Origin of the sequence: Paenibacillus sp. FSL M7-1414 (genome assembly GCF_038003195.1) — a bacterium.
Lineage (GTDB): Bacteria > Bacillota > Bacilli > Paenibacillales > Paenibacillaceae > Paenibacillus > Paenibacillus amylolyticus.
In genome coordinates, this window is the sequence record NZ_JBBOOS010000001.1 from 6,224,815 (window position 1) to 6,240,663 (window position 15,849).

Here is a 15,849-nt window from a genome sequence, read left to right on the forward strand (position 1 = left end):
GGACATTACTGATTGTCGCTCGTGGCATATCTTCTAGAACAAAGTATTCAGATTGTTTTAGTGAATTTGCATCATGTCAGCAAGACAAAAAAACTTTAGGGCAACTTACAGAGAAAAAGCGACTATAAAGATGCCATGGTCATCTCAGTTCTCGTTCGAAATGAGAAATACTCGGAAGCTACTTTAACTGGATGACTGGTCTTTTCCAGAGTATGTCGATGTCTTTAAGGACTGGGTCGGTAAAGCTTTGCTTATGACGATGAGGGAGATCCCGCTTACGGTTGCTTTTGTTCCGGGCAGTCCTACCGCTAGTGGCTAAGAATGTAGCCTTTAAGTCACTCACAAGCATTATAAGGAGCGAAGCCAAAACCCCATCGTTTTGCATTATTCACAAGTGAACAACGAAGACAACTGAGACGCCGAAGAAATCGTAGCATAACGTTCCATACGGACAACGAACCTTTAAAGGAGCACAGAATCGGCCCCCCCCCCCCCTTAGATGTAGAACGAAGGAATGTAAGGACATAGACCTAGGTTGACATGGGAGGGTAACACCCAAAGAACGAAATCTGAAGATCCTTTGTGCGATCACAACCACTATCTCACAGTTATGGAACCTGACTATCCTTAACTCTGTTCCCACCTAAACTTTCAAAGAAAATGTTGGTGCAAATCACCACCTCCACCAACACCCTCTTGAATTGCGCAAGGTAAAACACTATGAATCAGCGAGAAAACAAAAGCAAGGTAAAAATCACTCCATAGTGGAAATTATAGTTAACAAATGCGTTGACGTCGTATCCCCGTTAAATGAGAGCCAATAAAACCATCAGCACCCTTTAGCTTAAATTCTTAAATAAAATCACTACTTCTATAACTATAATAATTTTTTATGAAATTTTTCTTAATGTGCAACAAATATTCGCTCAACGAATTAACCCTATTCCCCCAAACTTTCACCCACTTCTGCTAACAAAGACGTAATTTCATTCAGGGTATACACAGCAATGTCCAAGAAACCGAGATTAATATGCTGAGCTTTAATAACATTATCAGAAATAATGACGCGCTCAATATCATATAAATTCCAAACAGAATTAATCATTGCTGGCTGTAAGCAATGGCGCAGTAACCAATTATCCAGAACGATCTTAAAAAAGTCTTCTGTCCGATCAATCTTCTTTAGCGCTTCCTTTAATTCAGCTTTGGAGAAATTTTTATTTATTTTAAGACGTCTGACCTGTTTTTGTTGTTTTTCAAAATGTAGTTTAATATCTAAAAAATATTTATACTGCTCTCTCATAGCTTGCTTCATTTGCTGTTTCTCAAGAGGATAGTTATCAATTTCCTGCAATATTTCCGGTACAGGTTTTATTCTGGAATTGCAATATTTCCGTCCCACTTCTGCTAAACTCAACTGCTGAGCATAGGCAATCTTTGCTCCACCTTCTGTTGCGTTAATCACATCTAGCTTCTTAGTAGCAATTTCCATCTCAAACCAAGTACGGAAAGTATTCCAAGTTTCTGTCGTAGGAACCGTACCTCCATAGTAACCCTCAGTTTCCAACTCATCAATTTTTGAAAACATACTGCTGGTCAGTTCTTTATCATCATAAATAGTTCCTCCTGCATGTGTTTCTCCAACCGATTCTCCATATGCCAGATCTTGTCCCAACAAGATAATGGGTGATGCTCCAATATGCTCAGCAATGCCAAAGGCCACATGAGCACAAGATAGACCAATACTGATAGAACTGTCGCCATTTAGTCCAAGAACATCTTTTAGCCAGATAAATTCGCCTACATTTCCCCGCATAGGTATTATTAGTTCTCCAGGGTGCTCTTCAAAAATCTCAGGATAAAGAACAAGCGGAGCAACTAGTGTGGAATGTACAGGATAAGTCTTACCTTCGTAAAAGTAAGTATATGTTTCAATTCCCCGTTCAATAGAACATATAAAGTCGGGAATGATTCCTTCATCGCAAAGACGTTGAGCAATCGTGTCCACAGCAATAATGATTACGTTATCTTTTAAATCATGCAATTGTTCAAGATTTTTATTTAAAGACGGACCAGCAGCAACAACAACAGCTGGTACATCGCGCATTTTGTTCTTAAGTAGAGATACATCCTTAGAACGAGTGAGATGCTTAAGATTCATCATATGATGCTTCAACCCAATCAAACTATCCTCTACAGAGTTGCCATATAACATCGTTTTATAGTTTACAATCTCTTTTATTACTCTTATTATTGCTAAACTTGACTGAATGTCTTGTTCACGATAAAAGTGTGTAAAATAAAATTTTATAGTTTTCATGTAAAAGATAGCATTCATCGATAGAAATTTATCTAGAAATAATGATAAGTTGCTGATCTTATCGGCAAATAAAACGGCTCCAGTTGTTGTATGAAGAAAAGAAAGATCTTTCTGATTCAATGAGTAATTAAATAGTGAACCATTAGGTTCAATAATGACTAATAAAGACTCATTCCCCATTAATTCAATAACCTTCTTAATTTCCTCAACAGATTGTATGCCAACAACAAAAATAAGCTCTCTTTTTAATGGATTGGGTTGATTTGAAGCATCGAAATCACTTTTTAAAGTAAAAACTTTATTCCCATCCAAAAATAATTCATTTCCCTCACTATCCACTTCAACAGAAGATTGTTTTAGTTCATTTTCATCTGGCGCCCCAATCCAATGGTCGGGGTTAGCCGATAGAATTTCAATATTACGATTCAATAAATTCATTATCCTTGTCCCCTTATGCAAATTTCATCTTATATCTGCAATAAAACTATAACAAGAAAGCCCCACCAAGTGGGGCTTTCTCTTTAAATGATTAGGAATGCACTTAAAATAAACTTCTGCTAAAGTTTTAATTATCTTAGCAATTGCAGTACACCTTGAGGTGCCTGATTTGCTTGAGCCAACATTGCTTGAGCTGCTTGAGCCAGGATGTTGTTTTTCGTTTGGCTCATCATTTCTTTCGCCATGTCAACGTCACGGATACGGGATTCAGCAGCTGTCAAGTTCTCAGAAGCAGTTCCCAAGTTGTTAATTGTGTGCTCCAAACGGTTTTGAACAGCACCCAGCTTAGCGCGCTCGCTGGAAACCAAGGAAGTTGCTTTGTCCAAAACTGCAATTGCTTTGGAAGCATCTTCACGAGTGGAAATGTTCAAAGCTGCTTCAGCTTTGATATCGTTAGAACCGTTAGTAACGGCATTATCTTTCGTGAAACCAGCTTGTCCAGCATTACCTGTGATACCCAGTGCTGATGCACGGACATCGTTAATTTGCAAGGACATGGATTGACCTGTATTTGCACCAATTTGGAACTTAGTTGAGAAGCCCACACCTTGTGCACCAGCACCAACGACTTGATCAATATTACCAATAGTTGCTGCATTGCTAAGTCCTACGCCTGCTGCAGGTGTAGTGCCTAGTTTGATATCTTTTCCTGTTTCCGAGATGAATTGGATTTTGTTATCCTTCGACAAGGAAGCAGTGATCTTGCTATCCAATCCAGCTGATTGCAGAGATGCATTGAGATCTTTAATCAGGCTATCCATAGCAGCTTTAGCTACATTTGCATCAGCATTAGTAGTGTCATAGGTTTTTGGAATAGTTCCAGTATTAAGGTTGACCGTAACTTCACTTTCAGAACCAACTGTAAATTTCAACGTTGCCCCTACTGCAAAGTTTGCTGCTCCTGCTGTAAGTGAATTACCACCCTCAATTCCAGCACGCTCTACCGTTGATGGATCACCTGTATCAGTAGCAGCCGCAGCTACACCAAGAGCTGCTGCACCAGCAAACTCTATTTTACTTGTGGAACCTGAAGACTTAGCAGTAAATTCAAGTACATTGCCCGTCCCTACTTTGATGTCTACCAATTCAGACAATTTAACTCCACCAGAAGTCACATCATCCAAAGCTGTTTTCAAAGCTTTAGCATTGTCTCCTGCTGCAGCACCTGCAGAACCAACGGCTACATCTGAAAGATCAAATGTAATGTCGTCAACAGTAATCTTTGCTCCGGTAAGAGTAATCGCACCCCCGGCATTTGCTACAGAAGCTGTAATTTTAGCGCTTGTGGCTTGTGTCAACTTACCACTGTCTCCAGAACCAATACCACCGTTAAGCAATTTTTGAGTATTGAACTCAGTAGTGTTACCGATACGGTTGATCTCGGAAGTCAGTTGGTTCATTTCGTCTTGCAGAGCTTGACGATCGGAATCTGTGTTTGTTCCGTTCGCGGATTGGTTAGCAATCTCGCGTTGACGTTGCAGAATGGAGTGAGTTTCGTTCAAAGCACCCTCAGCTGTTTGGATCAAAGAGATACCATCTTGAGCGTTACGGGAAGCTTGGTCCAAACCACGGATTTGACCGCGCATTTTTTCGGAAATTGCCAGACCTGCAGCATCGTCACCTGCACGGTTGATACGAAGACCGGAAGACAATTTTTCGATGTTTTTATTAGTGTTACCTGTGTTGATGGACAATTGGCGGTGAGTGTTCAACGCTGGTACGTTATGGTTGATAATCATTAGAGTATTTCCTCCCTGAAAATAAATTAGTTCCACATCCATGTGGTAAACGCCGCGACATTAAGGTCGGCCGCCCTGCCGAAGCAGCGTCTAAATTATATATCGACGGAAGGTGAGCAACTGTTTATAGCAAAATGGAATATTTTTAATCTTTTTTATTTTCTGTTTTTCTTAAACGTTCCATAAACGCTTCAATATTGGCTGCGAGAGGTGTGGCAGACTCCCGATTCGCTTCCTGAATGGATGCGTAGATCTCCTGCCGAAAGATATCAATATGCTTAGGAGCAGAAATACCGATTCGTACGGTATCCCCTTCAACTGCTAGTACCGTTACTTCGATGTGATCCTGAATGATAATAGACTCGCCCTTTTTTCGCGATAATACCAGCATCTCACACCCCACCCTTCACAGATTTAGCTTCTTCGTCTTCTGACCAGATCAGATGGCGCGTCTCGTAGATCGACTGATGGAGTATAACTTGCTTACCTAGACGCTTTTCGGGATTGAGCACAACAGGTGCAAGAAGGTTCATTGTGGACTTATTCGTCTGAGAATGAATTGTGACCAGAGAGTATACAGATACTTGCTCTGCAATCTCCAATTCTTCTTTATCCACTTCGCTTAACTCAAAACTATATTCCGTAACAAACGTAAATGGACTTACCAATAAGAAAGACAAATCCTTTTCTCGAACAGATTGTAAATAACTAAAAGGCGTGTCTTCCCATGGGATTAGCGCGAACTCAGTCTCCTCTTCAAATCCAGGTAACCCTTTTGGAAATTGGTATATATCTTTCTCCTGAACCTCTACTTCTCCCCACATGCTTGTCTGAATATGAATAATAAACGCCTCCTTGGCGATGAATTTATACAAAAAGAGCCATAGAGGGCTGCGTCCGAGACCGTCTATAGCTCACATTATAACTTATAACTCCATATCTATGGCTGGTGGAGTGTATTGCACTGATGCGTACTGTTTTACATAAATGTCCAGCTTGCCTCTCTGATACTCAATCTCTGGCTTATTCACGATAACGTTCATCTCAGAGACCGCGGGATCATAGCTGATATCTGGAGGTCTTGTGTTGATACGAATATCCACGTTATCAAAAGAAGCAGGGGTTCTCGTCTCCGGAAAAGGTTGCGGCTTCCAGTCGGTACCCACAATATTAGCAATCGTATTTCCCGGTTTATGAATAGCCGCTAACTGATTACCCTGCTCCACACGCGAAGCTATGTTTTGCAGAAATTTCTGTTGGATCCCCGAATAAATACGAGCGTTCATATCAATCATGTTGCCACCAGTATATGCAGAGAATGCCCTGCTTTGATCAACATTCAGCTCAATTGGATGGCTTTGTACAGTCAGTTTTGCAGGTTTGGTATGAAGTTGAACCTCTGCCTTAGGCTGACGAATGGAGTACTGCCCAGGGTCAGCATCCATGTTTAATATAGACGGTGTAGTTCGAATCTGAACAACAGGAAGAGTGTTCATAACATAACTCCTCCTTATATTATCTCAGGAAGTCCACCAGAGATGGCGAGATGATTTTGGCACCTGCTGAAAGAGAAGCATTATAGATATTTTCTTGAATTTTAGATTGCAAGGATAGTTCTGCGTAATCCGCATCTTCCACCTTGGATTGCAGATCTGTCAGGTTAATACCGAGATCCTCCAAACGACCCATCATCAGGTCAACACGGTTAGTCTTTGCGCCGATTTCAGATCGAATCGACAACATTTTACCCATTCGACTATCGATGTTGTCCAGCTGATCAGATAGCTCTTTCTGATCACCTTCCGTCAAAGCTTGCATGATCGTATTCATGATGACAAAAAGATTATCTTCTTCCGTCTCTGTTCCAAATACTTCATTACCACTCACATTAATAGGCAATTGAACACTTTCACCTACAATGAAGTTAATTTTTCCTTTATCAGTAACAACAGAAGCAGCATTCGTTGTATCCAAAGTACCATCTGGATTTGCAGGGAAATCATATGGCTTCACATCATAGGTCTCACCATTGAATACATATTTGCCGTTAAGCTTACTATTGGAAATATCAATCAACTGTTCATTAAGCTGTTTTACCTCTTCATTGATACTGTCCAGCGCGGACTGAGGATTCGTTCCTGTCGAAGCTTGTACCGTCAACTCACGTAGACGCTGCACGACATTCCCCGCCTGATTCATAACAGTATCGTTAAACTCAAGCCAGGAAACTGCACTATCTACGTTTTTCTGATACTGCTCATTGGATGAAAGTTCTGCCCGATAACGAAGGGAGTATGTGATCCCTACCGGATCATCGGAAGGTTTGTTAATTTTACGACCTGTTGCCAGTTGAGTCTGAGTATTGTTCATCTGCTGTGCATTCCGGTTCAAGTTCAAAAGCAACTGTGAACTAAGCATGTTATTTGTTATTCTCATGGTTGTTAGTCACTCCCTTCTATTATCTGCCTACCATGCCGGTAGAGTTAATCAATTTATCCAGAAGTTGATCATATGTGGTCATGAAACGCGCCGATGCACTGTATGCATGTTGAAACTTGATCATGTTCGCCATTTCTTCATCCAGTGATACACCACTCACAGATTGACGACGGGTATCCACTTGCTCCACCAAGAACTCCGAGTTGGATGTCTGACGAGCTGCCTCCTGGGACTGCACCCCCAGTTGTCCCACAATCGCACTGAATTGCGCACCAATCGTGGCATTACGTAAACCGTCCGCTGATTTCATCGGCGTATCTTTCAGATTCGCAAGTAAAATGGCAAGTGTATTGTTACCTTTTATTACAGTTTCAGTGCCAGAAGCATCCGTTGTGCGGAGCGAAGTAGCAATCTTATTTGGATCAGCCAAAATCTCTGCGTTTAATGAGATATTGCCAGCTGTAATAGCTGTCCCGCCATCCGCTGCTGTAAAGAACGGTAATCCTCCCGTATTTGTCCCATCCATGCTGTATCCAAGCTGATGTAGTCCGTTCAGACCTTTGACCGTAACCTTGAGATCTGTAGCTAGTGTCCGTGCTGCACCCGTGTATGTAACACCATCCAGGATAGTATTATCCGGCAAGACAGAACCCGCAGGAAGAGTAATCTCAATATCACCGTTGGCAAGCGTATTAGCTAAGTCATCCATTTGTTTCTGGTAATCACTTACCAACGTGTCTCTGGACTTAATCATGCCGTGGACTTCACCATTAGTGAGCGTGCCTGCTGTATACGCGGCATTCAGAAAAGCAGGATCTACTGCAACCTGCACTGCTCCGCCTGTAACAAGTGCTTGTCCATTCATTTGAATCTGATATCCTTGTGGAGAATCCGTAACAGTAACATTCATGATTTTAGACAGCTTGTCCGTCATCAGATCACGTTGGTCACGCAAATCGTTGGCATTGTCGCCAAGAGACTCTACTTTCACAATAGCACTGTTAAGGTTCGCAATGTTACCCAGGTAACCTTGGATCTCATTACCTTTGACCGCGATGTTGCTATCCAAATCCTGACTAAGCGAACCCAGTTGGCGGCTAATCTGGTTCATCGCATCTGTCAGCGCCAGAGTCGTTTCTTTCACGATCCGACGTGCTGTAACATCCTCAGGATTCTTACTCAGATCTGACCATGATTTGTAGAAGTTATCCATAACGGTCCGAAATCCGGTGTTTGATGGTTCATTCACAATAGCTTCAAGTTTCTCAAGCGTGTCTCGTTGAATGGACCAACTCCCGAAGTTGGTGTTTTCATTACGATATTGGTCATCCAGAAATTTCTCACGCACACGTGTAATGGAGTCGAACTCTACCCCTGTACCGAGCTGTCCTGGTGTTGTACTATGCAGAAATGCAAATGGCTCCATTGGAATGGAGGCCTGCATGTTTACCTTTTGGCGTGAGTACCCTTCCGTGTTGGCATTGGCTACGTTATGACCTGTTGTGCTAAGAGCCGTCGTCTGTGTGAACAAACTGCGTTTAGCCGTTTCGATTGAATGAAATGTAGATGTCACCTGGTTTCCCCCTAATTAATCAGGCACGCGTGTCAAACAGACCGATTCGCCCTGGATTACCGTTCTTATCAGCAGGATGCTGATATGTGGCATCCTGTTCTGGTCGAGAAGCAAAGATGTCCATGGATAAGTCAATAAACATCAGCGATTGCTCGATCAGCTTTTGATTCAGTTGATTGATTTCCTTTAATTCATGCAGTGTTCCCGCCAGCTTCTTCTGGACTTCAAGCAATCGCAGTTTGTCAGCCGGATCAAAAACCAGCTTCGAGATCTCGGTGATATTCAGGTTCAGCATGGACTTGATGCCCCGCTCCTGAAGCAATTCGTGAACTGCGCTCTGCCGTTCAATCTCCAATGGCTCCTGTTGTTTCATGAAACGGGATTCTTTGTTCAGAACGGCAATGAGTTCATCCACATCGTTTTTGACAATGACCTGTCTCTTGACCTCGCTGAGTGCCAGCATATCGCGGTGACTTTGTTCCATTTGCTGCAAAACTGCAATTAATCTGTCCAGTGCTGCCATTACGTGATCACCTATTCCTTATCAAAAGACTTAAAATACGGCAGCAGCTTGTCAGCAAGCTTGCTGCTGTCTACCTGATACGTTCCCGAACTCACCTGTTCTTTCAGTTCCTGTATCCGTTGTATGCGTCCTGCATCCTGTGTACGACTTTGTTCCTCAAGCATCTTCATCGCCTCCGGAGAAATGGATACTTCGTCCTTACGGCGGCTCTTCTTGGCATCAGCCTGCTGATTGGATTCAACGTTCCTTTGATATGAATTGATTGCTCCAATTCTACTCGGTTCATTGATTTTCATTTAAAATGCACTTCCTTCCATGATTAGGAATTTATGTTGATATACGTTTTTCTCACTTCAATCTTTATGTTTTCAAAATGATTAGGATAATAAAAAAAACCGATAATCTTTAATAAGTTTATCGGTACGTTTCAAAACATTTGTTATAGCAAAACATGTATTTGAGCCCTCGCTCCTATGAATCGCGTAGTTTGTCGACAGCATTGTAGGTTCGTCCGCCTAAATTGTTGTTATCCTTCTGACCTACTTCACGAGCAGCTCCTGCCAGGTCTTTCGTTAAACGATTACGGCAAGAGTCGCACATATGACCTTCACGAATCAATGTTCCGCATACTTCACAAGGATACATCATATTCGGGGCATTCTCGATGGAAATTCGTCCCTCACGGATGAACTTGGTAATGTTTTTTATTGAAACTTCCGTTGCATCGGATAGCTCCTGTATGTTGGTGCCCTTGTTTTCGCGTAAATAATCTACACAGATCTGATATTCCTTCTCTATTTCCTTAATACAGTTTGAACATACATCTCGAAAATTCAACGCATATAATTTACCACAGCGAGGACAATTACCTAGATTCATCGCTAAAACGCCCCTCTCAAACTTCCATTTCCGAATAGATAATAACTATACATTACCTTATTTTCTCTGATGAAGCCATAGTCTATTTGCAAAACAAAAGAGGGGAACAGGATGCACATATACGCAATCCTGCTCCCCATTATATATCACTAATTCAATGTTCTAATACTTAGTACAGAAGACCATGCACTTGTGTTCTGATCGTTGAATGCCCGAATACGATATTTATGCGAACTGGACGGTAACAGATCAGACTGAATAAACGTTGTGTCATTGACAGTCGCCACAATTTGCCCATCTGCTTCAATTTCGTAAGACGAAGCACCCATAGCCGCCTCCCATGTCAGAATAACATTTGTTTTGTCCGAAGTTCCCTTCAGCACAGGTGTAGTTAATTGAGTCATTCCCGTTATGATCTCACTCCAAGCTCCCGCACCAGAAGCATTTTTGGCACGAATCCGGAAAGTATGCTCCGTATTTGGTGCAAGTCCGCTCTTCGTATAAGCTACTCCACTCACGGCAACCACCGTACCATCAATCTCCAGATCATACCCGGTAGCTCCAGTTACAGCACTCCATCTCAGCGCAATAGCCGCTGTGGTTGCAGAGTTAATACTTAAACCGGAGACACTGGCAGGTAACGTAGTTTGCGACAATATTGCTGTCCATGCACTCACATTGGTGTCGGTCAGGGCACGAATACGATATTTATGAATGGTTCCACCAAGTACTCCATTATGGACATACAAGAGATCACTTACAGTAGCAACCACTATGCCATCTGCCTCAATCTCATATTTTGTTGCACCAACAACTTCATTCCATGTCAGCGTAACTGCGGTTTCTTCAGGTACAGCTTTCAGCGTTGTTGGTACATTTAATTGGGTCGAGGCGGTTACAATCTCACTCCAGCTACCAATGCCAGCAGCATTTTTGGCACGAATGCGGAAGGTATGCTCTGTATTGGCTAGAAGTGCTGTTTTGGTATAAGCCAAAGCGGTTACTGCGACTATTTTACCGTCAATTTCCAGATCATATCCTGTTGCTCCCGTAACTGCATTCCACTTCATAGCAATGGCTACTGTTGTTGCAGAATTCATACTCAATCCGGTCACACTGCCTGGTATAGTGCTTTGAGTCAAGACCGTAGACCAAGCGCTGCTGTTCTTATCCGTTAATGCACGCACACGATAGGTGTGCGATGTTCCTGCAAGCAAATCACTATGAACATATGAGGGATCGGTTACTTTAGAAACAATTGCTCCATCTGCCTCAATTTCATAACTGGTTGCATCTTTGATATCAAGCCAATTCAAAGTAATAGCTGTTTCCTCTGATGTTGCTTTCAGAGCAGGTGTGTTTAACTGGGTTGTAACATCTGTTACATCTCCCCAAGCCCCAGCCCCAGCAGTATTCTTGGAACGAATACGGAATGTATGATCCGTATTGGCGATAAGTCCCGTTTTGGTGTAAACCACTCCACTAACAGGTACCACCGTGCCATCAATTTCAAGGTCATATCCCGTCGCTCCTGAGACTGCGTTCCACTTCAGAGCAACAGCTGTGTTCGTTACACTTGTTACCGTTAGCCCGGTCACAGAACCAGGCAACGTATTTTGTGTCAAGACCGCAGTCCAAGCTCCAACATTGGTTTCGGTCAGAGCGCGTACGCGGTATTTATGTGCTGTTCCAGCTATCAGATTATTGTGAGTATAAGTAGGCACCTTAACAGTACCCACTAAGACTCCATCCGCTTCAATCTCATATTTGGTTGCATCTTTAACTTCAGGCCATGTCAAGGTGACCGCTTGTTCCTCAGAAGAAGCCTTTAGCACAGGTGTGTTAAGTAAAGTTGTGCCATCTACAATCTCACTCCATATACTTGCACCTGCTGTATTTTTAGAACGAATACGGAACGTGTGATCCGTATTTGTCACAAGCCCACTCTTCGTATAAGCTACTCCCGTTACTGGTACAACTGTACCATCGATCTCAAGATCATATCCTGTTGCTCCCGTTACTGCCGTCCATTTCAATGCAATGGCTACGTTCGTAGCCGAGCTAATACTTAAACCAGTAACTGAAGCAGGTATCGTACTTTGCGTCACCACTGCAGTCCAGGCACCTGTGTTAGAGTCCGTCAGTGCACGTACACGATATTTATGCGCCGTTCCTGGAAGCAAACTAGTGTGCACATATTTCGGTTCGCTAATTGTACCAGTAACGACTCCATCTGCTTCAATCTCATACTTGGTTGCATCTGTTACATCTGCCCATGTCAATGTAATCGCAGTGTCTTCCGAGGAAGCTTTTAGAACAGGGGTATTTAATAATGTTGTACCACTTACCTCATCACTCCATGCTCCGGCACCTGCCGCATTTTTGGAGCGAACGCGAAACGTATGATCCGTATTAGCCGCAAGTCCGGTCTTGTTGTAGCTTAATCCAGTAGCAGCTACAACTGTGCCATCAATTTCAAGTTCATAACCTGTTGCTCCGGTTACAGCATTCCATTTCAAAGCCATTGTTGTGTTCGTTACAGAGGTAATGCCCAATCCAGTAACTGAACCTGGTAGTGTATTTTGATTTAAGACAGCAGTCCAAGCCCCGTTGTTTGTATCTGCCAGTGCTCGTACACGATACTTATGCGCTGTTCCTGGCTGAAGACTTGAATGCACATATTTCGGCTCATTAACTGTTGCAACAATTGAGCCATCTGCTTCAATCTCATACTTGATCGCATCTGATACATCTGCCCATGTTACTGTAATAGCAGTCTCTTCCGAGGAAGCTTTTAAAACAGGGGTATTCAACAATGTCGTACCGTCAATGATATCACTCCATACTCCGGCACCTGCCGTATTTTTGGAGCGAACCCGGAACGTATGATTCGTATTGGCTGCAAGACCTGTCTTGTTGTATGTTAATCCACTTACAGCTACTACCGTGCCATCAATCTCCAAGTCGTAACCCGTTGCTCCAATTACGGCATTCCACTTAAGCGCGATAGCGACATTGGTTGCAGAGGTTACACTCAATCCTGTGACTGAACCCGGTAAAGTATTCTGAGTGAGAAGTGCAGTCCAAGGGCTAACGTTCATCTCCGTCAGGGCTCGTACACGATACTTATGCGTTGTTCCTGGAGTCAAACTCTCGTGCGTATAGACTGGCGCCGTAACCGTAGCTACAACAATACCATCTGCCTCCACTTCATATTTGGTTGCATCAGTAACATCTGCCCAAGTTACTGTAATTGCATCTTCTTGGGAAGATGCTTTCAGAACAGGCGTATTGAGTTGAGTCATGCCACTTACTACGTCACTCCACACACCCACACCTGCAGTATTCTTGGAACGGATACGGAACGTATGGTCCGTATTCGCTGTAAGACCACTCTTCGTATATGTTAAACCAGTAACTGGAACTACCACTCCATCAATCTCCAAGTCATATCCAGAGCTACCGGTCACTGCACTCCATTTCAAGGCAATTGTGGTGTTTGTTGTGGATGTTAAACTGAGACCTGATACTATTGCAGGCAATGTACTCTGCGTCAGGATTGCTGTCCATGCACTTGTATTGGTATCCGTCAACGCACGAATGCGATACTTATGGGCTGTTCCTGGCAGCAATGCTGTATGGCTATAACTAGGTTCTTCTACTGTTGACACTACTGCTCCATCAGCCTCAATTTCATATTTCGTTGCGTCCGCTACATCATCCCATGTCAGATTGATTGCATTTTCTTCTGATGTTGCTTTCAAGATAGGTGTGTTCAACTGCGTTATTCCGCTGATCAGATCACTCCATGCCCCTGCACCAGCGGCATTCTTTGAGCGAATACGGAAGGTATGATCTGTATTTGCTGCGAGACCATTCTTCGTGTAGGTTACTCCTGTTACAGGGACAACTGTTCCATCGATCTCGAGATCATAACCTGTGGCTCCGGTTACTGCTGTCCATTTCACAGTTACAGCTGCATTGGTCGCTGCACTGACCACCAATCCATTAACGGAATCAGGCAACGTATTCTGTGATTTTACTGCCGACCATGCGCTAACGTTATTGTCACTTATAGCTCGTACACGATACTTATGGGCCGTTCCAGATTTGAGCCCTGTGTGCGTATAGATTGAATCTGATATATCTCCAACGACAACGCCATCTGCCTCAACTTCATATGACGTTGCACCATCAACTGGTGACCAGATGAGAACAACTTCTTCTTGTGAAGGGTTGGACTGAATAACGGGTGTACTCATCTGGGTGATTCCTGTAGTTACATCACTCCAGCTTCCTGCACCACCAGCATTTTTAGGTCTGATTCTAAAAGTGTACTCTGTATTAGCTACAAGGCCAGTTTTACTATAAGTGGTGCCTGTTACAGCAACATTAGTGCCATCAATCTCCAAATCATATCCTGTAGCACCCTTTACCGCAGTCCAAGCTACCGTTAATTTATTGAATGTGGCATCAGTAACCGTCAGCCCGTTGGTACGATCAGGTACTGTTAACTGACTCACCATTTTACTCCACGCACTCTCATTGTTAGCCGAGAAGGCTTTTAGCACATAGGTATGCGTTGAATTAGCTTCAAGCCCTTCATGTACATAGGAAGTTACGTTTCCTAATTCAAATGGTGTACCACCATCAATCTGCAACTGGTAGCGATCTGCAGACTCAACCGCCATCCACTGAATCGTATTCTTGCCTTCCTCTGGCGTTACGGCCAAAACAGGTTTCTCAAGCAAGGTTGTTATTGCAACCGGCTCACTCCACTCACTAGCTCCTAGTCTGTTAATTCCACGTACTCTATAGGTGTATGTAGTATTGGGTGTAAGTGAAGAACGTGTATAATTGATTCCGTAAAAAGGCCCTTTGACTACGCCATTCTCTTCAATCTCATATTGAACAGCTTGTGGAGCAGCAGACCAATTGAGATTAATAGCTACATCACTGGCATCAGCCGCCAAATTAGCTGGAACAGCAGGATTTGTAGTAATAGGCTGTGTTGTCCCCGGCTCTTTTACAAAACTGAATGATTCTGCTTTCCGTATGTAATACGGATTCAGGTTAGATACAAAATCTACTACCGCTCCTGTATCGGCATTAATCACAAGACTTAACTGTGTAGCCTCATAGCTTTGCACATATCTTGGCGTAGTCATTCCAAATTCATCAACGGAGGAATTATTCCATACTCCAACATTGGTTCCGGATTGTCTGTATTCCATAGTCGTGTAATACTCCCATACCTCAGCAAAGTCGATGATAAAGGCATTGGTAACTTTACCGGCATAAGTAGATGTATAGGAGCCAAATGAAATCTTGGTTATGTCCTCAACTGCTCCATTAATCGCTTGGCTTCTCCTAAAAGAATATCCTGATGTTGAAATCTCATATGATCTCACCCAACCCAGCTTAACTGATTTTTGGTTCACCTCTAATTGGCCGTTGTTGTTGGTCATTACATATTGGTAATCATTACTTGATGAGACTATCCCGCTTCCTACTGCTGCATATGCCCGGTTCCCCCCGTACACGCCAAACTGTCCGAATACCAGCATGAATACTAGTAGACGGACAGTCCATAAGTAAAATCCATTTTTTCTTTTTCCTGCGACCACTTTTGTTCTCCCCTTCAACAGATATGTTGTGCCACTCCCTATGCTGTCACCTGTGGTGAACGGCAAAACTATCTATTCTGCGCGAGAAAACCAATTCCTCTTTTTTACATGTAAAAAATTTCTTATTACGCTTTCATTTATAATTTCATCAAACAACTATATTTCAAACGGAATAAATGGAATGGAGACACGCATTAACGTACCAATGATTAATAAAGGAACATATTTTCCTGTCTACTATTAATTATACA

The 15,849-nt window shown here is 42.8% G+C and carries 11 protein-coding genes; all 11 read right to left on the reverse strand.

Annotation, left to right across the window (positions count from 1 at the left end):
- Positions 1-940: 940 nt before the first annotated feature.
- Positions 941-2,758 (reverse strand): motility associated factor glycosyltransferase family protein, encoded by a 1,818-nt coding sequence (locus MHH92_RS27295; RefSeq protein ID WP_340907205.1) that lies wholly within the window; start codon positions 2,756-2,758, stop codon positions 941-943.
- Positions 2,759-2,889: 131 nt separating this feature from the next.
- A complete protein-coding gene (locus MHH92_RS27300; protein WP_445744722.1) occupies positions 2,890-4,557 on the reverse strand; it encodes a flagellin N-terminal helical domain-containing protein in 1,668 nt (555 codons plus the stop codon).
- Positions 4,558-4,702: 145 nt separating this feature from the next.
- Positions 4,703-4,948 carry a carbon storage regulator CsrA gene (gene csrA, locus MHH92_RS27305; protein ID WP_340907207.1) on the reverse strand — a complete coding sequence of 82 codons (246 nt, stop codon included), beginning with the start codon at positions 4,946-4,948 and terminating at the stop codon, positions 4,703-4,705.
- 1 nt (position 4,949) lies between these two features.
- Entirely contained in the window at positions 4,950-5,432 is a 483-nt protein-coding gene (gene fliW, locus MHH92_RS27310; RefSeq protein ID WP_340907208.1) for a flagellar assembly protein FliW, read from the reverse strand.
- 51 nt (positions 5,433-5,483) lie between these two features.
- A complete protein-coding gene (locus tag MHH92_RS27315) occupies positions 5,484-6,053 on the reverse strand; it encodes a DUF6470 family protein (protein ID WP_076254060.1) in 570 nt (189 codons plus the stop codon).
- A gap of 19 nt (positions 6,054-6,072) precedes the next feature.
- The gene (flgL, locus tag MHH92_RS27320) at positions 6,073-6,993 is read right to left on the reverse strand and encodes a flagellar hook-associated protein FlgL (protein ID WP_340028259.1); all 921 of its coding nucleotides are present in this window, start codon (positions 6,991-6,993) and stop codon (positions 6,073-6,075) included.
- 22 nt (positions 6,994-7,015) lie between these two features.
- Positions 7,016-8,569, reverse strand: a complete 1,554-nt coding sequence (flgK, locus tag MHH92_RS27325) for a flagellar hook-associated protein FlgK (protein ID WP_340907209.1) — start codon at positions 8,567-8,569, stop codon at positions 7,016-7,018.
- Between the two features lie 19 nt (positions 8,570-8,588).
- On the reverse strand, positions 8,589-9,092 hold the full coding sequence (locus tag MHH92_RS27330; protein ID WP_340907210.1) for a flagellar protein FlgN: 504 nt from the start codon (positions 9,090-9,092) through the stop codon (positions 8,589-8,591).
- A gap of 11 nt (positions 9,093-9,103) precedes the next feature.
- Entirely contained in the window at positions 9,104-9,388 is a 285-nt protein-coding gene (gene flgM, locus MHH92_RS27335) for a flagellar biosynthesis anti-sigma factor FlgM (protein WP_047840678.1), read from the reverse strand.
- Positions 9,389-9,563: 175 nt separating this feature from the next.
- Positions 9,564-9,971 carry a TIGR03826 family flagellar region protein gene (locus MHH92_RS27340; RefSeq protein WP_017691972.1) on the reverse strand — a complete coding sequence of 136 codons (408 nt, stop codon included), beginning with the start codon at positions 9,969-9,971 and terminating at the stop codon, positions 9,564-9,566.
- Positions 9,972-10,120: 149 nt separating this feature from the next.
- A complete protein-coding gene (locus tag MHH92_RS27345; RefSeq protein WP_340907212.1) occupies positions 10,121-15,598 on the reverse strand; it encodes a fibronectin type III domain-containing protein in 5,478 nt (1,825 codons plus the stop codon).
- Positions 15,599-15,849: the final 251 nt, after the last annotated feature.